General features: G+C 63.2%; 16 protein-coding genes and 1 tRNA gene. 12 read left to right on the forward strand and 5 right to left on the reverse strand.

Features of this window, described 5'->3' with window-relative positions:
• Nucleotides 1–40: 40 nt before the first annotated feature.
• Nucleotides 41–175: a 50S ribosomal protein L34 gene (rpmH, locus tag AWB72_RS01350; RefSeq protein ID WP_006998755.1), complete on the reverse strand. Its 135-nt coding sequence runs from the start codon at nucleotides 173–175 to the stop codon at nucleotides 41–43.
• Between the two features lie 406 nt (nucleotides 176–581).
• On the opposite strand from rpmH, the gene dnaA reads away from it, so the two are divergent.
• The 6 genes from dnaA (at nucleotide 582) to dbpA (ending at nucleotide 8,774) form a co-directional block, all read left to right on the forward strand.
• Nucleotides 582–2,159 carry a chromosomal replication initiator protein DnaA gene (gene dnaA, locus AWB72_RS01355; RefSeq protein WP_040053226.1) on the forward strand — a complete coding sequence of 526 codons (1,578 nt, stop codon included), beginning with the start codon at nucleotides 582–584 and terminating at the stop codon, nucleotides 2,157–2,159.
• A 284-nt stretch (nucleotides 2,160–2,443) separates the two neighbouring features.
• On the forward strand, nucleotides 2,444–3,550 hold the full coding sequence (gene dnaN, locus AWB72_RS01360) for a DNA polymerase III subunit beta (protein ID WP_040053225.1): 1,107 nt from the start codon (nucleotides 2,444–2,446) through the stop codon (nucleotides 3,548–3,550).
• Between the two features lie 113 nt (nucleotides 3,551–3,663).
• Nucleotides 3,664–6,135, forward strand: coding sequence for a DNA topoisomerase (ATP-hydrolyzing) subunit B (gene gyrB, locus AWB72_RS01365; protein WP_040053288.1), 2,472 nt, complete (start codon nucleotides 3,664–3,666; stop codon nucleotides 6,133–6,135).
• A gap of 74 nt (nucleotides 6,136–6,209) precedes the next feature.
• Nucleotides 6,210–7,121 carry a phosphorothioated DNA-binding restriction endonuclease gene (locus AWB72_RS01370; protein ID WP_040053224.1) on the forward strand — a complete coding sequence of 304 codons (912 nt, stop codon included), beginning with the start codon at nucleotides 6,210–6,212 and terminating at the stop codon, nucleotides 7,119–7,121.
• A 73-nt stretch (nucleotides 7,122–7,194) separates the two neighbouring features.
• A complete protein-coding gene (locus tag AWB72_RS01375) occupies nucleotides 7,195–7,389 on the forward strand; it encodes a hypothetical protein (RefSeq protein WP_040053223.1) in 195 nt (64 codons plus the stop codon).
• A 2-nt stretch (nucleotides 7,390–7,391) separates the two neighbouring features.
• Nucleotides 7,392–8,774 carry an ATP-dependent RNA helicase DbpA gene (gene dbpA / locus AWB72_RS01380; protein ID WP_040053222.1) on the forward strand — a complete coding sequence of 461 codons (1,383 nt, stop codon included), beginning with the start codon at nucleotides 7,392–7,394 and terminating at the stop codon, nucleotides 8,772–8,774.
• 254 nt (nucleotides 8,775–9,028) lie between these two features.
• Here dbpA and AWB72_RS01385 read toward each other — a convergent pair whose 3' ends face one another.
• On the reverse strand, nucleotides 9,029–10,393 hold the full coding sequence (locus AWB72_RS01385) for an MFS transporter (protein ID WP_040053287.1): 1,365 nt from the start codon (nucleotides 10,391–10,393) through the stop codon (nucleotides 9,029–9,031).
• A 197-nt stretch (nucleotides 10,394–10,590) separates the two neighbouring features.
• Here AWB72_RS01385 and AWB72_RS01390 point away from each other — a divergent pair, with 197 nt between their 5' ends.
• Entirely contained in the window at nucleotides 10,591–10,977 is a 387-nt protein-coding gene (locus AWB72_RS01390; protein ID WP_040053221.1) for a DUF488 domain-containing protein, read from the forward strand.
• Between the two features lie 74 nt (nucleotides 10,978–11,051).
• On the opposite strand, the gene AWB72_RS01395 is transcribed toward AWB72_RS01390, so the two are convergent.
• Nucleotides 11,052–11,127 (reverse strand) — tRNA-Lys (locus tag AWB72_RS01395).
• A gap of 158 nt (nucleotides 11,128–11,285) precedes the next feature.
• Here AWB72_RS01395 and AWB72_RS01400 point away from each other — a divergent pair.
• From AWB72_RS01400 to AWB72_RS01410, 3 genes are read left to right on the forward strand one after another with little or no spacing between them, the layout of a single operon-like run.
• Nucleotides 11,286–11,693 (forward strand): PaaI family thioesterase, encoded by a 408-nt coding sequence (locus AWB72_RS01400; protein ID WP_040053220.1) that lies wholly within the window; start codon nucleotides 11,286–11,288, stop codon nucleotides 11,691–11,693.
• A complete protein-coding gene (locus tag AWB72_RS01405; protein WP_040053219.1) occupies nucleotides 11,694–12,563 on the forward strand; it encodes a patatin-like phospholipase family protein in 870 nt (289 codons plus the stop codon).
• Nucleotides 12,564–12,573: 10 nt separating this feature from the next.
• Nucleotides 12,574–13,050, forward strand: coding sequence for an OsmC family protein (locus tag AWB72_RS01410; RefSeq protein ID WP_040053218.1), 477 nt, complete (start codon nucleotides 12,574–12,576; stop codon nucleotides 13,048–13,050).
• Nucleotides 13,051–13,053: 3 nt separating this feature from the next.
• Here AWB72_RS01410 and AWB72_RS01415 read toward each other — a convergent pair whose 3' ends face one another.
• Nucleotides 13,054–14,070, reverse strand: coding sequence for a D-2-hydroxyacid dehydrogenase family protein (locus AWB72_RS01415; protein ID WP_040053217.1), 1,017 nt, complete (start codon nucleotides 14,068–14,070; stop codon nucleotides 13,054–13,056).
• A 498-nt stretch (nucleotides 14,071–14,568) separates the two neighbouring features.
• On the opposite strand from AWB72_RS01415, the gene AWB72_RS01420 reads away from it, so the two are divergent.
• Together AWB72_RS01420 and gvmR are read left to right on the forward strand one after the other, a co-directional pair.
• On the forward strand, nucleotides 14,569–16,440 hold the full coding sequence (locus AWB72_RS01420; protein ID WP_040053216.1) for a phosphoenolpyruvate carboxykinase (GTP): 1,872 nt from the start codon (nucleotides 14,569–14,571) through the stop codon (nucleotides 16,438–16,440).
• Between the two features lie 220 nt (nucleotides 16,441–16,660).
• On the forward strand, nucleotides 16,661–17,755 hold the full coding sequence (gene gvmR, locus AWB72_RS01425) for a transcriptional regulator GvmR (RefSeq protein ID WP_040053215.1): 1,095 nt from the start codon (nucleotides 16,661–16,663) through the stop codon (nucleotides 17,753–17,755).
• A gap of 142 nt (nucleotides 17,756–17,897) precedes the next feature.
• Here gvmR and AWB72_RS01430 read toward each other — a convergent pair whose 3' ends face one another.
• Nucleotides 17,898–20,555 (reverse strand): DNA topoisomerase III, encoded by a 2,658-nt coding sequence (locus AWB72_RS01430; RefSeq protein ID WP_040053214.1) that lies wholly within the window; start codon nucleotides 20,553–20,555, stop codon nucleotides 17,898–17,900.
• Between the last annotated feature and the right edge of the window lie 9 nt (nucleotides 20,556–20,564).

Raw genomic sequence — 20,564 nt, forward strand, 5'->3', positions numbered from 1 at the left:
CGCCCGTTACCGCCGTTACCGAGCAGCAACCGGGCGGTCTTTAGACTGCCAGGCGCTTGCGGCCCTTCGCGCGGCGAGCGTTGATGACCTTGCGGCCGCCAGCGGTCTTCATGCGAACGCGAAAGCCGTGGGTGCGCTTGCGACGGGTAACGGAAGGTTGGTAAGTACGTTTCATGGTGCTCTCACTTGAGTTGATTGACCGCGCGGGCTAAGGCTCCAGTGTGGTCACTGCAAGCGCGATGGCCGGAGGTTCAGGAATTCTGTTTTCGCGGAACCCGCTATTTAAACCGTTTTCCTATTGACCGTCAATAGTTTAGCGCTTACGGGCGATACATCGGCTGTTTCGCGGCACCGATCCTCGCGCTGATTTGACCCTGTGGATAACTCGCGCGTCCTGCTGGTTTGGCGTTAGAATCTCGCCTTACTCCCAAATATCCGCCCGCTGCTTCGGCCCGCCGTTCGCCCGCAAACCCTTGCGGCGTAAGCCTCCGGAGCATACCTGCATGGCCGTGCCGGGACTTGCCCGTCATTCTGGCAAGCATGGCCGCAGGTGCGCGCAGCAACCATAACGACCGCATTCGATGAACGATTTCTGGGAACACTGTTCCGCATTGCTGGAGCGCGAGCTCACGCCCCAGCAGTACGTCACGTGGATCAAGCCGCTGACCCCGGTCGACTTCGATGCCGACGCAAGCACCTTGCGCATCGCCGCCCCGAATCGCTTCAAGCTCGACTGGGTGAAGAGCCAGTTCTCCGGACGCATCGCCGACGTGGCGCGGGAGTTCTTCAGCGCGCCGATCGACGTGCAATTCGTTCTCGATCCGAAAGCCACCGCGCGCAACGCGATCGGCGGCGGGCCGAATGCGGCGCCGCGCCCGAGCGTGACCGCGCCGCGTCCGCCGGCGCCGTCGGCGCCATCGCCCGCGCAACAGGCGCCGACCGTCGTCGCGCACGCGAACGCCGCCGCGCACATCAACGCGCTCGCGGCCGAAGCCGCCCAGCAGGCGCAGGCGATGCAGGAAGACCAGGCCGATCTCGATCTCCCGAGCCTCGACGCCAATGAAGCCGCCGCAGGCCGGCGCACGTGGCGTCCGGGCGGCGCGCCTTCGGCCGGCGGTGAAAACGATTCCGCGTTCGAACGTTCGAAGCTCAATCCGGTGCTCACGTTCGACAACTTCGTGACCGGTAAGGCGAACCAGCTCGCGCGCGCGGCGGCCATTCAGGTCGCCGACAATCCGGGCATCTCGTACAACCCGCTCTTTCTGTACGGCGGCGTGGGCCTCGGCAAGACGCACCTGATTCACGCCATCGGCAATCAATTGTTGATGGACAAGGCCGGCGCGCGCATCCGCTACATCCACGCGGAGCAGTACGTGTCCGACGTGGTGAAGGCGTACCAGCGCAAGGCGTTCGACGACTTCAAGCGCTACTATCACTCGCTCGACCTGCTGCTCATCGACGATATTCAGTTCTTCTCCGGCAAGTCGCGCACGCAGGAAGAGTTCTTCTACGCGTTCGAGGCGCTCGTCGCGAACAAGGCGCAGGTCATCATCACGAGCGACACGTATCCGAAGGAAATCTCGGGCATCGACGATCGCCTGATCTCGCGATTCGACTCGGGGCTGACGGTCGCCATCGAGCCGCCCGAGCTGGAAATGCGCGTCGCCATTCTGATGCGCAAGGCGTTCTCCGAAGGCGTGAGCCTGTCGGAAGACGTCGCGTTCTTCGTCGCGAAGCATCTGCGCTCGAACGTGCGCGAACTCGAAGGCGCGCTGCGCAAGATCCTCGCGTATTCGAAGTTCCACGGGCGCGAGATCACCATCGAACTGACGCGCGAAGCGCTGAAAGACCTGCTGACGGTGCAGAACCGGCAGATTTCGGTCGAGAACATTCAGAAGACCGTCGCCGATTTTTACAACATCAAGGTCGCCGACATGTATTCGAAGAAGCGGCCGGCCAATATCGCGCGCCCGCGCCAGATCGCGATGTATCTGGCGAAGGAACTGACGCAGAAGAGCCTGCCGGAGATCGGGGAATTGTTCGGCGGACGCGACCACACGACCGTGCTGCACGCGGTGCGCAAAATCGCCGCGGAGCGCGGCAACGACGCGCAACTGAACCACGAACTGCACGTGCTCGAGCAGACGCTCAAGGGCTGAGCCCGCGCGATGCGTGACTGAAGAACGCACGCCTCGAAAAGCGCATGCCGCAGGCCTGTTTATTGGCGAAAACGCCCCTATTTTTAGGGAGTGGTTCCGTTTTGAGGCACAATACAGGTTTGCCGTCCGTTGGCCTGGGCGGTTCTTAGCGCAAGCATTCGCGAGTGACCGGCGGGGGGCCGGCAACGCGTGTTACGAGGTTGTCCGGCGGGGTAGCGCAAAGCAGCGGTGGAGAACCGGTTCGCGAGCCTCTGGACAGGCCGTCACATCAATGAAGGAACTCTATGCAACTGGTCAAGACCGAACGAGATAATCTTCTAAGGCCGCTGCAAACCGTGAGCGGTATCGTAGAACGCCGCCATACGTTGCCTATCCTCGCGAATCTGCTCATCACCAAGAACGGCGCGGACGTGTCGTTCCTTTCGACGGACCTCGAACTGCAGATCACCACCCGCGCGGATTTCGGCGTCGGCGGCGATCAGGTCGCGACCACCGTCGCCGCGCGCAAGCTGCTCGACATCCTGCGCGCCATGCCCTCCGGCGAAGTCGCGCTCGACCTGTCCGACAAGCGCCTCACCGTGCGTTCGGGCAAGAGCCGCTTCGCGCTCCAGACGCTCGCCGCAGACGAATTTCCCACGGTCAACCAGGCTACTGACTTCGGCGCGAGCCTGTCGGTTCCGCAAAAGACGTTCCGCCAACTGCTCGGCATGGTGTATTTCGCGATGGCGCAGCAGGACATCCGTTACTACCTGAACGGCATGCTGCTCGTGGTGGACGGCGACCAGTTGATGGCCGTCGCAACGGATGGCCACCGTCTCGCGTTTTCGTCGATGAAAATCGACGGCGGCGCGTTCCCGCGTCAGGAAGTCATCATTCCGCGCAAGACCATTCTGGAACTTCAGCGCTTGCTGGAAGACATCGACGACACGCTGAAGATCGACATCGCCGCCACGCAGGTGAAGTTCACGTTCGGTCAGGTGGAATTGGTGTCGAAGCTCGTGGAAGGCAAGTTCCCCGACTTCCAGCGCGTGATTCCGAAGTCGCACAAGAACACGTTCGAAATCGGCCGCGAGGAATTGCAGCGCTCGCTGCAGCGCGCGGCCATTCTGACTTCCGACAAGTTCAAGGGCGTGCGCTGCCTGATTGAGCCGGGCCAGTTGAAGATCATGTCGACCAACGCGGATCAGGAAGAGGCGCAGGAAGAACTCGAGATCGCGTATCAGGGCGATACCGTCGATATCGGATTCAACGTCACGTATCTGCTCGACGTGCTCGCGAATCTGAAGGTCGACACGCTGCAAGTCGCGCTGGGCGACGCCAATTCGAGCGCGCTCATTACAATTCCCGAGAACGAGGAATTCAAATACGTGGTGATGCCGATGCGCATCTGATGCGCGCGATACCGATGACACTCCAAGGGGCGGCGCGCCCCTTTGGCGTTTTTAAGGTGTTTTGAAAAGTTCGAGCAGTAACCGAAGCAGTGACGCAGAACCGGAAGAAATCCATGACTGAAAACACAAATTCGCAACCCGACAACAGCTACGGCGCATCGTCCATTCAGATCCTCGAAGGTCTGGAGGCGGTGCGCAAGCGCCCGGGCATGTATATCGGCGATACGTCGGATGGCACCGGTCTGCATCACCTCGTATTCGAAGTGCTGGACAACTCCATCGACGAAGCGCTCGCGGGCTATTGCGACGACATCCACGTGACCATTCACGCGGACAACTCCATCTCCGTGACCGACAACGGCCGCGGCGTGCCCACGGGCCTGAAGCGCGACGACAAGCACGACCCGAAGCGCAGCGCCGCCGAAATCGTGATGACCGAGCTGCACGCGGGCGGCAAGTTCGACCAGAACAGCTACAAGGTGTCGGGCGGGCTGCACGGCGTGGGCGTCTCGTGCGTGAACGCGCTGTCCGAATGGCTGCGCCTCACCGTGCGCCGCGACGGCAAGAAGCACTTCATGGAATTCGCGCGCGGCGTGGTGCAGAACCGCGAGATCGTCGAGGAAGACGGCGTGCAGTATTCGCCGATGCCCGTCGTCGGTGACACGGAAAATCGCGGCACCGAAGTGCACTTCCTGGCGGACGCGACCATCTTCGGCAATGTCGAATTTCACTACGACATTCTCGCCAAGCGCATGCGCGAGCTTTCGTTCCTGAACAACGGCGTGCGTATCCGGCTGACGGATCTGCGTACCGGCAAGGAAGACGATTTCGCGTTCGCGGGCGGCGTGAAGGGCTTCGTCGAATACATCAACAAGCAGAAGCAGGTGCTGCATCCGACCGTGTTCCACGCGATCGGCGAGCGCGAGAACGTGACCGTCGAAGTGGCGATGCAGTGGAACGACAGCTTCAACGAAAGCGTGCTCTGCTTCACGAACAACATCCCGCAGCGCGACGGCGGCACGCACTTGACCGGCCTGCGCGCCGCGATGACGCGCGTCATCAACAAGTACATCGTCGATAACGAGATCGCGAAGAAGGCGAAGGTCGAGACGACCGGCGACGATATGCGCGAAGGTCTTTCGTGCGTGCTCTCGGTGAAGGTGCCGGAGCCGAAGTTCAGCTCGCAGACGAAGGACAAGCTGGTGTCGTCGGAAGTGCGCGCGCCGGTCGAGGAAATCGTCGCGAAGGCGCTGGAAGATTATCTGCAGGAAACGCCGAACGACGCGAAGATCATCACGAGCAAGATCGTCGATGCCGCGCGTGCGCGTGACGCCGCGCGCAAGGCGCGTGAGATGACGCGTCGCAAGGGCGTGCTCGATGGCATCGGCTTGCCGGGCAAGCTCGCGGATTGCCAGGAGAAGGACCCGGCGAAGTCGGAGATTTATATCGTCGAGGGCGACTCGGCGGGTGGATCGGCGAAGCAGGGGCGCGACCGCAAGTTCCAGGCTATCTTGCCGCTGCGCGGCAAGGTGCTGAACGTGGAGAAGGCGCGCTTCGACAAGCTGATTTCGTCCGAGCAGATCGTGACGCTCGTGACGGCGCTGGGCTGCGGTATCGGCAAGGACGACTACAACCTCGACAAGCTGCGCTATCACCGCATCATCATCATGACCGATGCGGACGTGGACGGCGCGCACATCCGTACGCTCCTGCTGACGTTCTTCTACCGGCAGATGCCGGAGATCGTGGAGCGCGGGTATATCTACATCGCGCAGCCGCCGCTGTACAAGATCAAGGCGGGCAAGGACGAGCGGTACATGAAGGACGCGCACGAGCTGAACCAGCACATGCTGAAGCTCGCGCTGCACGGCTCCGAGTTGATTCCGAGCGAAGGCGCGGAAGCCATTTCCGGCGATGCGCTCGGCGAACTCGCGCGTGCGTATCTGCTGGCGCAGGCGGTGGTGGATCGTATCAGCCGTATTTACGATGCCGCCGCGCTCGAAGCGGTGATGGACGGCGTGGTGATCGATCTGTCGTCGCAGGAACAGGCGGAGGCATCGGCGAAGCGGCTGGAAGAGCGTTTGCGCGCCGATCCGCTGAAGCCGGAAGTGTCGGTCGAAGCGGCTTACGATCAGGTGCGCGAGGTAAGGTCGCTGCATATCAAGCGGCGTCATCATGGCAACGTCAAGGTTTCCGTGTTCGACGAAGACCTGCAATTGACCGCTGACTACAAGCAGCTCGTGTCGACGGCGGATACGTTCAAGGGCCTGATCGGCGAAGGCGCGCTGATCAAGCGCGGCGAGCGGTCGATGGCCGTGTCGGACTTCAAGAACGCGATGAAGTGGCTGATCGCGGATGCGGAGCGCAACGTTTCGAAGCAGCGGTACAAGGGCTTGGGCGAAATGAATCCCGAGCAGCTTTGGGAAACGACGATGGATCCGAACGTGCGGCGTCTGCTGCGCGTGCAGATCGAGGACGCGATTGCTGCCGATGGCATCTTCACGACGCTCATGGGCGATGACGTCGAGCCGCGCCGCGCGTTTATCGAGACCAATGCGCTGCGGGCGGGGAATATTGACGTTTGAGGGTTAAGCAGGTGCGTAGGGATCGAAGATCCCTACGCGACCGCCTCGCCTGAAGTTCATCGACATCAAACCGCATGAAAGCCTCGCATCCGCCGGACATCCTTCAACGTTTCGATGCGTTGAAGGTCTGGCAGCGCGGCGACGAACGCGCGCCGCACAAGCCTTTGCTCGCGCTGCTGGCGCTGGGTTTATACCGTCGCGGCATCCACACCGTTCCGTTCGTTCAGTACGAAAGCAAGCTCAACGAACTGCTGCGCGAGTTCGGTCCTTCGCGCCGGACGCTATACCCTGAAATGCCCTTTCTGCGCCTGCAAAGCGACGACGTGTGGCAAGTCCAGACAGGCGACGCGACGAACCGCATCGCGTCGAACGCTGATCTCAGCAAGACGCAGTTGCGCCGCATCGACGCCGTCGGCCGGTTCTCCGATGACGTGCAGCGTGTTTTCGACACTCATCCGCAGGCCATCGGCAAAGTCGCGCGCACGCTGCTCAACGCGCACTTCGCCGATAGCATGCACGAGGACATTCTCGCGGCAGTCGGCCTGTCGGTCGATGCAGCGTTCGACGAAGCACCCGAGAGCGGCAAGACGCGCCGCGATCCGGAATTCCGCGACAACGTCCTGCGTGCGTATCAGTACCGCTGCGCGCTGTGCAATCTGGACATGCGAATCTGCAACCGCACGATCGGCCTCGAAGCCGCGCATATCAAGTGGTTCCAGTATCGCGGCCCGGATGTGGTCGAAAACGGCATCGCGTTGTGCTGCCTGCACCACAAGCTCTTCGACATGGGCGCTTTCACCCTCGGCGACGACCGGCGCGTGCTGGTCTCCGAAGACGCCCACGGCACGGAGCAGTTCGAACAAATCTTGCTGAGACATCACGGCGGCCAACTGAATGCGCCCGTGCGGATCGAGCATCATCCGTCTCACTCGTTCGTCTCGTGGCATCGCGCGCAAGTATTCAGGGGACGTGCGCGCCCGTTCTGAATCGCACGCCCCCCGCCGCCGACCCGCGTACACTCTCGCCTTTGAACCCATCGATCGCGTCAGCGACCCCACCATGTTCACCTGCCGAAACCAGTCCTGCGGCGCCGACTGGCAACTCTCCGACGTCGTCATCCACAACGAAGGCCAAGGCCTGCTCTTTCGCTGCCCGATGTGCGGCGCGCGCAATTACGTGACGCGCCAGAAAGACGCACAAGGCGAGGTCAGCTACGAGCAAGTCAAGGACGTTCCGCCCTACGGAAAGCACTAACCATGACGACCGACACCTCCTTCGCCAGCCTGCCGCTCTCGCCCGCGATGCAGGCGAACCTGCAACAACTCGGCTACTCGTCGATGACGCCGATCCAGGCCGCCAGCCTGCCGCACGCGCTCGCGGGTCACGATCTCATCGCGCAGGCGAAAACAGGCAGCGGCAAAACCGCCGCCTTCACTCTGCCGGTGCTCGCCCGGCTCGATGCCGGCCAGTTCGCCGTACAAGCGCTCGTGCTCTGCCCGACGCGCGAACTCGCCGATCAGGTCACGCAGGAAATCCGCCGCCTCGCGCGCGCCGAGGAAAACATCAAGGTGCTGACGCTGTGCGGCGGCACGCCGATGCGTCCGCAGATCGCGAGTCTCGAACACGGCGCGCATATCGTCGTCGGGACGCCGGGGCGGATCATGGATCACCTACAGCGCGAGACGCTTTCGCTCGATGCCGTCCGCACGCTCGTCCTCGACGAAGCCGATCGCATGCTCGACATGGGCTTCTTCGACGATATCGCGTCGGTGGCGCGGCAGTGTCCGAAGGATCGGCAGACGCTGTTGTTCTCGGCGACGTATCCGGAAGGCATCGCGAAACTGAGCCAGCAATTCCTGCGCAATCCGCGGGAAATCAAGCTCACCGAGCAGCACAGCAACGCGAAGATCAAGCAGCGCTTCTATCAGGTGGAAGACCACGAGCGGCTGCACGCGGTCGGCTTGCTGCTCGATCACTATCGCCCGGTCAGCACGCTCGCGTTCTGCAACACGAAGCAGCAATGCCGCGATCTGCTCGACGTGTTGCTCGCGCAAGGTTTCGAGGCGCTGACGCTGCATGGCGAACTCGAGCAGCGCGAGCGCGATCAGGTGCTCGTGCAGTTCGCCAATCGCAGTTGCTCGGTGCTCGTCGCCACCGATGTCGCCGCGCGCGGGCTCGACATTTCCCAACTCGAAGCGGTCATCAACGTCGATGTGACGCCCGATCCCGAAGTGCACGTGCATCGCATCGGACGGACGGGGCGCGCGGGCGAAGAGGGCTGGGCGCTGTCGCTCGCGAGCATGGACGAGATGGGACGCGTCGGCGCGATCGAAGAGGCGCAGCGCGCGGAAGTGGAGTGGCATCCGATCTCGGAACTGACGTCGGCGGAACCGGGGCATCTGAAGCCGCCGATGGCGACGCTGCAGATTCTTGGCGGCCGCAAGGACAAGATCCGCCCCGGTGATGTGCTCGGCGCGCTCACCGGCGAAGCGGGCTTCAAGGGCGAGCAGATCGGCAAGATCAACGTGATGGATATGGTGACTTACGTCGCCGTGGAGCGGGGCGTCGCGGACGATGCGGTGCGTAAGCTGAGCGTCGGCAAGCTCAAGGGGCGCAAGGTCAAGGTTCGGCGGATGTGAGGGCGTGTCTGCTCGCGTCGTGTTTGCAGCGCTTTATAGGGCGACGCTGCGTGGCGGCGCGTCGTTGTGGATGAAGCCGCCGTGATCGCGCGGTACTCGCACCGACTTCTATTCGGCGACGCGGCGGATCAAAGCGTTTCTCGCATGAACGCACGTTGCTTGCCGCGTCCCTGGAACACGCGGCGAGCGGCGGCGTTTCAATTCGCGCGCCCTCGACCTCATCGCGCGACGATCCCTTGTCAGCCGCGCGCCACTCACTCCCGCGCCATCTCCACCGCCTGCTCGCCGCGATCCCGCGTCACCAGCCGCAAGCCGCTCGCGACACTCGCCGCGCCCGCGAATCCCGCGCCCAGCGAAAGCGCGAGTCCCGGCCCGTGCTTGCCCGCGATCCCGAAGCACAGCGCCACGAGCGCCGCGCCGACCGCCTGCCCGATGAGCCGCGCCGTCGCGACTACGCCGCTTGCGCCTCCGCTGCGCTCACGGGGCGCGCTCGCTATGAACGCCTTCAGATTCGGCGATTGGAAGAAGCCGAAGCCCGCTCCGCAAATCGCCATGCGGATGCAGATATCCAGCGCATGCGGATTCGCCGGCAACGCCGCCAGCGACACCATGCCCGCGCACAGCGTCGCCAGCCCGATGCCGCCGAGCAGACCCGGCGGATATCGATCCGACAGCCGCCCCGCGACCGGCGCCATCAACGCGACGAGCGCCGACCACGGCGTCATCAGAAAGCCGGTTTCGACCTGCGTGCGGCCGAGCACGCTTTCGAAATAGAACGGCAGCGACACGAACGCGAGCCCTTGCGCGGCGAACGAGCAGACGGCGGTCATCGTCGAGAGCGCGAACATCGGGCGTCGAAAGAGATCGACGGGCAACATAGGGGCAGGATGGCCGCGCTCGCGACGCAGCATCAGCGCGCCCGCGACGAGCGCCACGCCGAACGATGCGATCACGGTCCCCGACGGCGCGCGCTGCGCCGCTTCGCCCAGCGCGAAAATCAGCGACGCGAACGTGACGACGTTGAGCGCCGCCGCGACGCGATCGAAGCCGTGTGTGCTGCGCTTCGTCTGCGGCAACGCGGGCCACGCGATCGTGAACGCAAGCACGCCGACCGGCAGATTTACGGCGAAGAGCCACGGCCAGGTCCCGAGCGAGAGCACGATCGACGCGACAGTCGGCCCCACGGCGAACGCGATGCCGACCACGAGCGCATTCAGCCCCACGCCGCGCCCGAGCCGATGCAGCGGGAAGATGGCGCTGATGAGCGCGGTGTTGACGCTCATGATCGCGCTCGCGCCGAGCCCTTGCAGCAGGCGCGCGGCGACGAGCGTCGGCAGCGACCACGAGAACGCGCATACCGCCGATGCGATCGTGAACAGGACGAGCCCGCTCAGATAAACGCGCCGATGCCCGACTATCCCGCCAAGCGCGGCGAGCGGCAACAGCGTGGCGACCATCGCGAGCTGGTATGCATTGATGATCCAGACGGACGCGGCGGGCGTGGCGTGCAGATCGGCGGCGATGGCGGGCAGCGCCGTGTTGGCGATGGCGGTATCGAGTGTCGCGAGCGCGACGGCGAGCAGCATCGCGGCCATGCCGCGGCGCTCGAGCGAGGTCATCGGCGCGTCGGGGTCGCGGGGCGTGGTTTGCGGGGTATCGGCGGACACGTCGGTGAAGTTTCCGGATCTAAGCGGATAGAGAATAATTCGACACGATACGGGAAGCCGGCGCATTACGCTCGCCCATGCCGCGCGAGCTTTCATCGACATATCGGCGACGGCTATGCTGTGCCGATCATCATTCAAGGAGACAGGAAATGGCCATTCGAATCGTGCGGCTCGGCTCACCGCGCGCGGAAAACGAAGGCTTGCGCATTGGCACGGTTCGCCGTCCGCCGCGCGGCGTGCCGAAGTCCGAGTTCGCGAGCCGCGATTTCTACGACGTGTGGTATCCGAATCTGTCGCCGCCGCCGGAACTGGTGACCGAGGCGCTGCACGCGGAAACGGACAAGGACTGGCGCGACTTCGTGAAGAAGTTCAAGGCGCAAATGGCGGAGAGCGATGCGAGCAAGTCGCTCGATCTGCTGGCGGCGCTGTCGCATACGACGAATTTATCGGTCGGGTGTTATTGCGAGAATGAGGCGCGGTGCCATCGGTCTGTGCTGCGGGAGTTGCTGGTGAAGAGAGGCGCGGAGGTGGTTTAGGTGCGTTGACGGCAGACCGACGCGCAAAAGCAAAAGGCCGGTCAGCTTTCGCTAGACCGGCCTTTCAAATCTGGTGGTGGGGCGTGAGTGACTCGAACACTCGACCTACGGATTAAGAGTCCGCTGCTCTACCAACTGAGCTAACGCCCCAACAGAAGCGAAATTATAGCGGGAGAAATTCGAAAAGCGCAAGCCCTTCGAACAGGAATTTTTGCTCCGCGTGAAGAGGCCGTTCAGCCAAGTCAGCCGCATCGAGAACCCACCCGGTATCATGACGCCTCCCCAACCGCATTGAACCGCGAAGAAAAATGGACGAAGCCGCCATCCGCGCGTTGCTGGACAACATTCTCGCGCCGTGGGTGCGCGAGTTGTCGCTGGAACCCGAATCTATCGGCGATGACTGCGTCACCTTGCGTCTGCCGTATTCGGATCATCTGCGGCACGCGGGCGGCGTCATCTGCGGTCAGGTCTTCATGGCCGCCGCCGATACCGCGATGGTCGTCGCCATCTCCCACGTCATGGGCGGCTTCTCGCCGATGACCACCGTCTCGCTCAACACCACGTTCATGCGGCCGGTGAAGTCAGGCAACGTGCTCGTCACCGCGCGCGTCATGCGTCGCGGACGCAATCTCGTGTTCGGCGAAATCGACATGCACGACGCCAACGGCGAACTCGCCGCCCACGCCACGACAACCTACGCGCTCATCAGCAAATAAATGTTCGATCAGGTCGTATTCGCCGGCGGCGGCAACCGCTGCTGGTGGCAAGCCGGTTTCTGGGACGTCATCCGGCCGGAACTCGAGCTCAGGCCGCGCATCATCGCGGGCATCTCGGCGGGCGCGGCCACCGCGTGCATGCTCTACACCAACGACGCGCGCTGGGTCATGGACTACTACGCGCAAGCCCTGCGCGGCAACACGAAGAACGCGTACTGGGGCAACCTGCTGCGCGGACAATCGGTGTTTCCGCATTACCGGATCTATCGGCAGGCGCTGCTCGACATCTTCGCCGACCGCTTCACCGAACTCGCTTCGGCGCCGGAGATTCGCATCGGCGTCTCGCATCTGCCGCGCTGGCTCGGCGCACGCAGCGCCGTCGCGGCCGGGCTGATCGCGTATAACATCGAAAAGTACGTGCGCAAGACGCTGCATCCGACGCTCGGCCAGGCACTCGGCTTTCATCCCGAGTTCGTGACGGCGCAGGAGTGCGCGAGCATCGAAGATCTCGCGGATCTGATCCTGCAATCGTCGAGCACGCCGCCTTTCACGCCGATCCTTCGCCGCAACGGCCGCCCCGTGCTCGACGGCGGGATGGTCGACAACGTGCCCGTCTCCGCGCTCGATGCATCGCCGGGAACGGTGCTCGTGATGGTCACGCGGCTGTATCCGCGTGAGCGCATGTTCGTCGTGCCGCACGGCGACCAGCGGCGTCTCTACGTGCAGCCGTCGCGCAAGGTGCCGATATCGAGCTGGGACTACACGAGTCCTTCGCAAATGCAGCACGCCTACGACCTGGGCCGCGTGGACGGCGAGGACTTTCTCGAACGCCTTCCGCGTCTTCTGGAAACCGCATCGCACGTCGCTTGAGGAGCCAGTCATGGCGAAACAGCACATCTACGAACTCACCGTCGCGTGGACGGGCAATCGCGGCTCGGGCACGTCCGCCTACGATGCCTACTCGCGCGATCACGTCGTGCGCGTCGGGAGCAAGCCCGCCATCGACGCATCCAGCGATCCCGCGTTTCGCGGCGACGCCGCGCGCCACAATCCGGAGGAGTTGTTCGTGGCCTCGCTGTCGTCGTGTCACATGCTGTGGTATCTGCACCTGTGCGCGGTCAACGGAATCGTCGTGACCGGCTATGTCGATCAAGCCATCGGCCAGATGCAGGAAGACGCGAACGGAAGCGGCCGCTTCACCGATGTGCTGCTGCGCCCGGCCGTGAGCATCGGCGCGGGCGCGGATGCCGGGCTCGCGGCGCGCCTGCACGAAGAGGCGCACCGCTTTTGTTTCATCGCGAACTCGGTGAATTTTCCGGTGCGATGCGAGCCTTCCATCCAGATCGAGACGCTCTGAACGTCACCGGCGGCGCGCGTGCTGAAGCGCTTCGGGATTCGCGACGCTCGACGTATCGCCGGCATCGAACGCGAGGATGTTCTTGAACGCCGCGCTGAAGTACAGCTCGTAGCTCTCGCGCTCCACATAGCCGATATGCGGCGTGCAGATCACGTTCTCCATGCGCAACAGGCTGTAGCCTTGCAGGATCGGCTCGCTTTCGAAGACATCGACGGCGACCATCCCCGGCCGATTGTGATGCAGCGAGTTCAGCAGCGCGTTCTCTTCGAGCAGTTCCGCGCGGCTCGTGTTGACGAAGAGCGCGGTCGGCTTCATGCGCATTAAGTCATCCGTCCGCACGATGCCGCGCGTTTCGTCGTTCAGCCGAAGATGCAGCGTGAGGACGTCGCTTTGCTCGAAGAACGCCTCGCGGCTTTCCGCGACGGCAAAGCCATCTTTGCGCGCCGCTTCGAGCGAATGTTCGCGGCCATGCACGAGCACGTTCATGCCGAACGCCTTGCCGTAGCCCGCCACCATCTGGCCGATCTTGCCGTAGCCCCAGATGCCGAGCGTCTGGCCGCGCAGCACTTGTCCGAGACCGAAGTTCGGCGGCAGCGCGGACGTCTTTAGCCCCGACTGCTGCCACGCGCCCTGCTTCAGATTCGCGACGTACTGCGGAATGCGCCGCTGCGCCGCCATGATGAGCGCCCACGTCAGCTCGGCCGGCGCAACCGGCGAACCCGTGCCCTCGAGCACGGCGATGCCGCGTTCCGTACACGCGTCGATATCGATATGGCCGCCGCCCGCGCGCCCGGTCTGGCTGATCATGCGCAATTTCGGGCATTTATCGAGAAGCTGCGAGCTGATTCGCGTGCGTTCGCGGATCAGCACCAGCGCATCCACTTCCGACAGTCTGCTAGCCAACTGTCCGAGTCCACGCACCGTGTTATTAAAGACCTTTACCTCGTGGTCATCGAGTAAATGGAAGCAGTCGAGCTTCCGAACGGCGTCCTGGTAGTCGTCGAGAATGGCGATTTTCATGGGCATTGTTGATTGGCTTTGAGTAGGCATTAAACCTGCTGCGCGGTCCTATTGGCTCGCAGAAATGGAGCGATTAACTTCGGGTAATTACCGACATATTCGCTCTTTGGTCGCGTGAACGAGTCTTCACTGCGGAGTATCAAAGGCAGCGCTGCTCTGCGGTGCTATGCTTGATTCCCCTTTTTGGAGTGCAATGGCCACTGTGAAAATGCCTCAAAAGCAGGACCGCGAAAGCAAAACGCGGCGCCATTGCGGAAAACACGGTAATCCTCAAAGGGACAGGCCGCTTAGTATCTCTTTTTAACAGTTTGTTCCTTCGCGATGCAAGCCGCCTCACGGCGGAGTCGCAGGGATCAGGCCCGATGACGCAGCAACGGCCATGGAAACCGCCTTTCGTGCGACAAATATCTCCCGAAAAGCATGGCGGTTCCAGTTGCAACGCCTCTCGCATGCAGCGTCCGGGCCCAAGGTTTTCATTGCAGACACGGAGACAGCTCGATGAACCAGCCCGCAGTAGTCGAAGAAAACAAAAACAACGTCGTCGACGTAGAGGCGCCGGCCTATGTCCGGCACCGACGATTGATCGAATGGGTTCAACGCGTTGCATCGCTGACCAAGCCGGATCGCGTCGTATGGTGCGACGGCACGCAAGCCGAGTACGACCGGCTCTGCGAACAGATGGTCGCCGCCGGCACGATGAAGAAGCTCAACCCCGCCAAACGCCCCAATTCCTTCCTGGCCTGTTCCGATCCCTCGGATGTCGCGCGCGTCGAAGACAGAACGTTCATCTGCTCGGAACGTCGCGAAGACGCGGGCCCGACGAACAACTGGATCGACCCGAAGGAAATGCGCTCGACGCTCGACGGTCTCTTCGACGGCTCGATGCGCGGCCGCACGATGTACGTCGTGCCGTTCTCGATGGGCCCGCTCGGCTCGCCCATCGCCCATATCGGCGTGGAGTTGTCGGATAGCCCGTACGTCGCCACGAATATGCGCATCATGACGCGCATGGGCCGCGAAGTGTTCGATGTGCTCGGCGAAGACGGCGAGTTCGTGCCGTGCGTGCATTCGGTCGGGGCGCCGCTCGCGGATGGCCGCAAGGACGTGCCGTGGCCGTGCAACGACACGAAATACATCGTGCATTTCCCCGAATCGCGCGAAATCTGGAGCTTCGGCTCGGGCTACGGCGGCAACGCGCTGCTCGGCAAGAAGTGCTTCGCGCTGCGCATTGCATCGACGATGGGCCGCGACGAAGGCTGGCTCGCCGAACACATGCTGATTCTCGGCGTCACGTCGCCCGAGGGTCGCAAGCATCACGTCGCGGCGGCGTTCCCGTCCGCGTGCGGCAAGACCAACTTCGCGATGCTGATTCCGCCGCAAGACCTGAACGGCTGGAAGGTGACGACCATCGGTGACGACATCGCCTGGATCAAGCCCGGCAAGGACGGCCGCCTCTACGCGATCAACCCGGAAGCTGGCTACTTCGGCGTCGCGCCCGGCACGAGCGAAAAGACCAACTTCAACGCCATGGCGACGCTGAAGGAAAACGTGATTTTCACGAACGTCGCGCTGACCGACGACGGTGACGTCTGGTGGGAGGGCATGACCGACACGCCGCCCGCACACCTCATCGACTGGCAAGGCCGCGACTGGACGCCGGAACTCGCGAAGGAAACGGGCGCGAAGGCCGCGCATCCGAATGCGCGCTTCACGGCGCCGGCGTCGCAGTGTCCGTCGATCGATCCGGATTGGGAGAATCCGGCGGGCGTGCCCATCGACGCGTTCATCTTCGGCGGGCGCCGTTCGACCACGGTGCCGCTCGTGACCGAGGCGCGCGACTGGAAGGAAGGCGTCTACATGGCGGCCACGATGGGCTCCGAAACCACGGCCGCCGCCGCGGGCCAGCAGGGCGTCGTGCGCCGCGATCCGTTCGCGATGCTGCCGTTCTGCGGCTACAACATGAGCGATTACTTCGGCCACTGGCTGAAGATCGGCGAACGCCTGGAAGCGCTCGACGCGAAAGCGCCGAAGTTCTTCTGCGTCAACTGGTTCCGCAAAGGCGACGACGGCAAGTTCGTGTGGCCGGGCTTCGGCGAAAACATGCGCGTGCTGAACTGGATGGTCGGCCGCATCGAAGGCACGGCGAGCGGCGAGGAGCACGCGTTCGGCATTTCGCCGCGTTACGAGGACATCGACTGGGGCGGACTGGATTTCACGCGCGACCAGTTCGAGCAAGTCATCTCGGTCAATGACGCCGCCTGGCGCGATGAACTCGCGCTCCACGACGAGCTGTTCAGCAAGCTGCAGAGCGGACTTCCGCAGGCGCTGCCGGAAGCCAAGGCCGGCATGGAAAAGCGGCTCGCGGCCTGATTTTCCGTAGCGTTTTGCCGCCCGGCGATCGCGGTCGCCGGGCGCGTGTCAGTTTCGCGTTGGCGGCGGGTCATCTTTCGCTGCCGAACGCGATTCTTCAACGGTTTTTTTCGATAAGGCGACGCCCGCCCGCAACTTCTGCACGATTTCGCTAGTCCTAGGATAATTCTGAATTGCCTTGCAGCAGAATTTATAGCCGCCTGGCGGCAGGAGTTGTCCCATGGATCATTTGCAGTCGATGAGAGTGTTCGTCCGCGTGGCCGATCTCGGCAGTTTTGCCAGAGCCGCGAACGCGATGGACATCTCGAACGCGGTCGCGACGCGGCACGTCGCGGACCTCGAGAGCCGTCTCGGCACGCGCCTGCTCAACCGCACCACGCGCAGTCTTTCGCTCACGGAATCCGGTCAGGTTTATCTGGAGCGTGCGCGCCAAATTCTCGATGAACTCGAAGACGTCGAACAGATGGTCGTCGCGCGCAATCACGAGCCGCTCGGCTCGCTGCGCATCGTCGCGCCCGTCGTGTTCGGCCTGCACAATCTCGCGCCGGTGCTGCAGACGTACGCGCAGCGCTATCCGAAAGTCATCCCCGATGTGACGCTGGTGGACCGCCAGGTGGATCTGGTGGAGGAAGGATTCGATGTCGGCATCGTCATTGCGCGGCAGGTGAAGAGCGCGAGCGTCGTCACGCGGCGGCTGACGACCGGCTGCATGACCGTGTGCGCGACGCCCGCGTATCTCGAAAAGCACGGCACGCCGACGCGCCCCGAGCATTTGCTGGAGCATCCGTGTCTCAGTCTGCCGTCGGAGTATTGGGGCGACGAACGCGTGTTCACTGGCCCGGAAGGCGAAGTGCGCGTGCGGCCGTCGAACGTGATCATCGCGAATAACACGGAAATGCTGCGCCAGTTCGCGCTGCTCGGCATGGGCATCGCGATTCTGCCGAGCTACTTGATCGGCAACGATACGACGCGCGGCCAGCTCGTGCGCCTCCTGAGCGATTATCAGTTGCCGCAGGTCGAGATCAACGTGGCGTATCCGAGCCGGCGGCATTTGCCGGCGAAGGTGCGGACGTTCATCGATCACCTCGTCGAGCATTTCAGCCAGACGCCGAATCATCAACTCGGCGAACAGTGGATTCGCGACGGCAAGGGCAAGCCGGCGCCCACCAGCGTGCAGCCGCATTACGAACAGGCCGACGAACCGCAAGCGCCGCCGCCCGCGCCGCGCCCGCGTTCGATGGACGGCGAACTGGGGCCGAAGTTGTCCAAGCCTTCGAGGACGCGAGGGCGTGTGCCGGCGGCGTCGCCGTTTTAATTCTCGAAGTTCTGTTCTGAAGGCCCGCGAGTGTCGTCTCTCGCGGGCTTTTTTGCCTTTTCAGCGGGCGTAAAAAAGCCCGCGAATCGCTTCGCGGGCTTCGTGCTTCATGGCGATGGCGTTCCGCGCAATCGCGCCCGGATCACCCCGCCTTCCGCGCCGCAGTCTTCTTCGCCGCGGCCTTCTTTGCCGGCGCTTTCTTCGCCGCGACGGTCTTGGTCGCGGCCTTCGCGCGCGTCGTTTTTGCGGCTACGGCGACATCGCTATCGCCTTCGTCGGCGGCATCGTTCTGCGGCTCGGTCGCCGCACCGCGCTTCGCAGCCGTTTTCGCGCCCGGCTTCGCTTCCTTCTTCTCGAATTCGAAGCCGATCTTGCCGTCCGGCTGCTTGACGAGGAACGCCTTGAAGTTGCGCCCGGTCCGCGACGATTTGAAGTTCGTCAGCAAGTCCGTGCGGCCTTCGTTCAGCAGCTTTTCCATCTGCTCACGCGCGATTTCCTGTTGCAGGATCACCTTGCCGGAGCGGAAATCGCAGGTTTTCGGATTCGCGACGGAGTTTTCGCAGACGTAGCTCATGCCATGCTCGAACACGCGCGACTGACACTTCGGGCACGCGCCGACCGGCGTCTGCTCGGAGAAATCGGGCGGCTCGCCGTCTTCGCCGCCGGTGTCCTGGCCGAAGTCGAACTCCAGCTTGAAGTTCTTGATCTCGTCGTCGAACGCGAGCTTCAGAATGGCCGAGAACGGACGGCCCATCTTGCTGCGGAAACCCGACAGCGGCCCGATGGTTTTCTCGCGCAGTAATTCCTCGACTTCCGGAATCTCGAACTGGCGTCCGCCCGGAATCTTCGAAATCGAGAACTCGCACTTCGTGCACGCAAACCGGCGATAGTTCTCCTTCACCTGCGCGCCACAGTTCGGGCACGGCGTTTCGAGCGTCGCGTAGTCGCCGGGAATGGTGTCGGAGTCGTACTCCTTCGCGCGCTTCACGATGGTCTGCGTCATGCGGGCGATTTCCTGCATGAACGCATCGCGATGCAGGTTGCCGCGCTCCATCTGCGAGAGCTTGTGTTCCCACTGGCCGGTCAGTTCGGGCGCGGTGAGTTCCTCGACGCCCAGGCCGCGCAGCAGCGTCATCAACTGGAACGCCTTGGCCGTCGGAATCAGCTCGCGGCCTTCGCGCACCATGTACTTCTCGCCAAGCAACCCTTCGATGATCGCCGCACGCGTGGCCGGCGTGCCGAGACCTTTCGCGGCCATCGCGTCGCGCAGCTCTTCGTCTTCGACGAGCTTGCCCGCGCCTTCCATCGCCGAAAGCAGCGACGCTTCGTTGTAGCGCGCCGGCGGCTTCGTCACGAGACCTTGAGCGGCGATCTTGTCGACATCGACCTTCTCGTCCTTTTGCACCGGCACGAGATTGCCTTCCTCGCCTGCAGCCTCGCGGCCGTAGACCTGCAGCCAGCCCGGCTCGACGAGCACCTTGCCTTCCGTCTTGAAGTGATGCCCCACGACTTCCGTGATGCGCGTCGTCACCAGATATTCGGCCGCCGGGAAGAACACGGACAGGAAGCGCTTGACGACGAGGTCGTACAGCTTCTGCTCCGGCTCCGACAGCGATTTCGGCGCCTGCAGCGTCGGGATGATGGCGAAGTGATCGCTGATCTTCGAGTTGTCGAAAATGCGCTTGTTCGGCTTCACCCAGCCCTTGTCGAGCACCTGCTTGGCGAACGGCAGATAGTTGTTGCTCTCCTTCAGCATGGTCAGCGTTTCCTTGACCGTGCCGAGATAGTCTTCCGGCAGCGCGCGCGAATCGGTACGCGGGTACGTCAGCACCTTGTGCTTTTCGTACAGCGCCTGCGCGAGGCCGAGCGTGTTCTTCGCGGAGAAACCGAAACGGCTGTTCGCTTCGCGCTGAAGGCTCGTCAGATCGAAGAGCAGCGGCGACATTTGCGTCGACGGTTTCGATTCTTCGGTGACGGTGCCGGTCTTGCCGCGACACGCCGCCACCACCGATTCCGCCGCCGCGAGACTCCACAGGCGCGAGTCGCGCTGTTCGGGATCGTTTTCGACGCGCTTGAACTTCGGATCGAACCAGCGGCCTTCGTAGATGCCCTTCGCCGCGACGAATTCGGCGCGTACTTCCCAGTAGTCGCGCGGCACGAAACGGCGGATTTTCTCTTCGCGTTCGACGACGATAGACAACGTTGGCGTCTGAACACGACCGACGGTCGTCAGGAAGAACCCGCCGCCCTTGCTGTTGAACGCGGTCATCGCGCGCGTGCCGTTGATGCCGACGAGCCAGTCCGCTTCGGAACGGCAGCGGGCGGCGTCGGCGAGCGGCTGCATGTCGGCGTCGCTGCGCAGATTCGCGAAGCCTTCGCGGATGGCGGCGGGCGTCATCGACTGAAGCCAGAGGCGCTGCACGGGCTGCTTGGCCTTCGCGTGCTGCGCGATGAGGCGGAAAATCAGCTCGCCTTCGCGCCCCGCGTCGCATGCGTTGATGAGCCGGTCGATGTCCTTGCGTTTCAACAGTTTCGTCAGAACTTTCAGGCGCGACTCGCTCTTCGCGATCGGGTTCAGATCGAAATGCGGCGGGATGACGGGCAGGTTCGCGAAGCTCCATTTACCGCGCTTGACGTCGTATTCTTCCGGCGCGGCGATTTCGAGCAGGTGGCCGACCGCGGACGAGAGCACGTAATCGTCGCTCTCGTAGTACTCGTCATGCTTCGTGAAGCCGCCCAGCGCGCGCGCGATGTCGTTCGCGACGGAAGGCTTCTCGGCGATGATCAGGGCTTTGGACATGACTCAATA

Source organism: Caballeronia concitans (assembly GCF_001544615.1).
GTDB classification, from domain to species: Bacteria; Pseudomonadota; Gammaproteobacteria; order Burkholderiales; family Burkholderiaceae; genus Caballeronia; species Caballeronia concitans.

Excerpts from the sequence above, each read along its gene's own strand:
- rpmH (WP_006998755.1), bottom strand. The coding sequence starts at position 175 with ATGAAACGTACTTACCAACCTTCCGTTACCCGTCGCAAGCGCACCCAC.
- dnaA (WP_040053226.1), top strand. The coding sequence starts at position 582 with ATGAACGATTTCTGGGAACACTGTTCCGCATTGCTGGAGCGCGAGCTC.
- dnaN (WP_040053225.1), top strand. The coding sequence starts at position 2,444 with ATGCAACTGGTCAAGACCGAACGAGATAATCTTCTAAGGCCGCTGCAA.
- gyrB (WP_040053288.1), top strand. The coding sequence starts at position 3,664 with ATGACTGAAAACACAAATTCGCAACCCGACAACAGCTACGGCGCATCG.
- AWB72_RS01370 (WP_040053224.1), top strand. The coding sequence starts at position 6,210 with ATGAAAGCCTCGCATCCGCCGGACATCCTTCAACGTTTCGATGCGTTG.
- AWB72_RS01375 (WP_040053223.1), top strand. The coding sequence starts at position 7,195 with ATGTTCACCTGCCGAAACCAGTCCTGCGGCGCCGACTGGCAACTCTCC.
- dbpA (WP_040053222.1), top strand. The coding sequence starts at position 7,392 with ATGACGACCGACACCTCCTTCGCCAGCCTGCCGCTCTCGCCCGCGATG.
- AWB72_RS01385 (WP_040053287.1), bottom strand. The coding sequence starts at position 10,393 with ATGACCTCGCTCGAGCGCCGCGGCATGGCCGCGATGCTGCTCGCCGTC.
- AWB72_RS01390 (WP_040053221.1), top strand. The coding sequence starts at position 10,591 with ATGGCCATTCGAATCGTGCGGCTCGGCTCACCGCGCGCGGAAAACGAA.
- AWB72_RS01400 (WP_040053220.1), top strand. The coding sequence starts at position 11,286 with ATGGACGAAGCCGCCATCCGCGCGTTGCTGGACAACATTCTCGCGCCG.
- AWB72_RS01405 (WP_040053219.1), top strand. The coding sequence starts at position 11,694 with ATGTTCGATCAGGTCGTATTCGCCGGCGGCGGCAACCGCTGCTGGTGG.
- AWB72_RS01410 (WP_040053218.1), top strand. The coding sequence starts at position 12,574 with ATGGCGAAACAGCACATCTACGAACTCACCGTCGCGTGGACGGGCAAT.
- AWB72_RS01415 (WP_040053217.1), bottom strand. The coding sequence starts at position 14,070 with ATGAAAATCGCCATTCTCGACGACTACCAGGACGCCGTTCGGAAGCTC.
- AWB72_RS01420 (WP_040053216.1), top strand. The coding sequence starts at position 14,569 with ATGAACCAGCCCGCAGTAGTCGAAGAAAACAAAAACAACGTCGTCGAC.
- gvmR (WP_040053215.1), top strand. The coding sequence starts at position 16,661 with ATGGATCATTTGCAGTCGATGAGAGTGTTCGTCCGCGTGGCCGATCTC.
- AWB72_RS01430 (WP_040053214.1), bottom strand. The coding sequence starts at position 20,555 with ATGTCCAAAGCCCTGATCATCGCCGAGAAGCCTTCCGTCGCGAACGAC.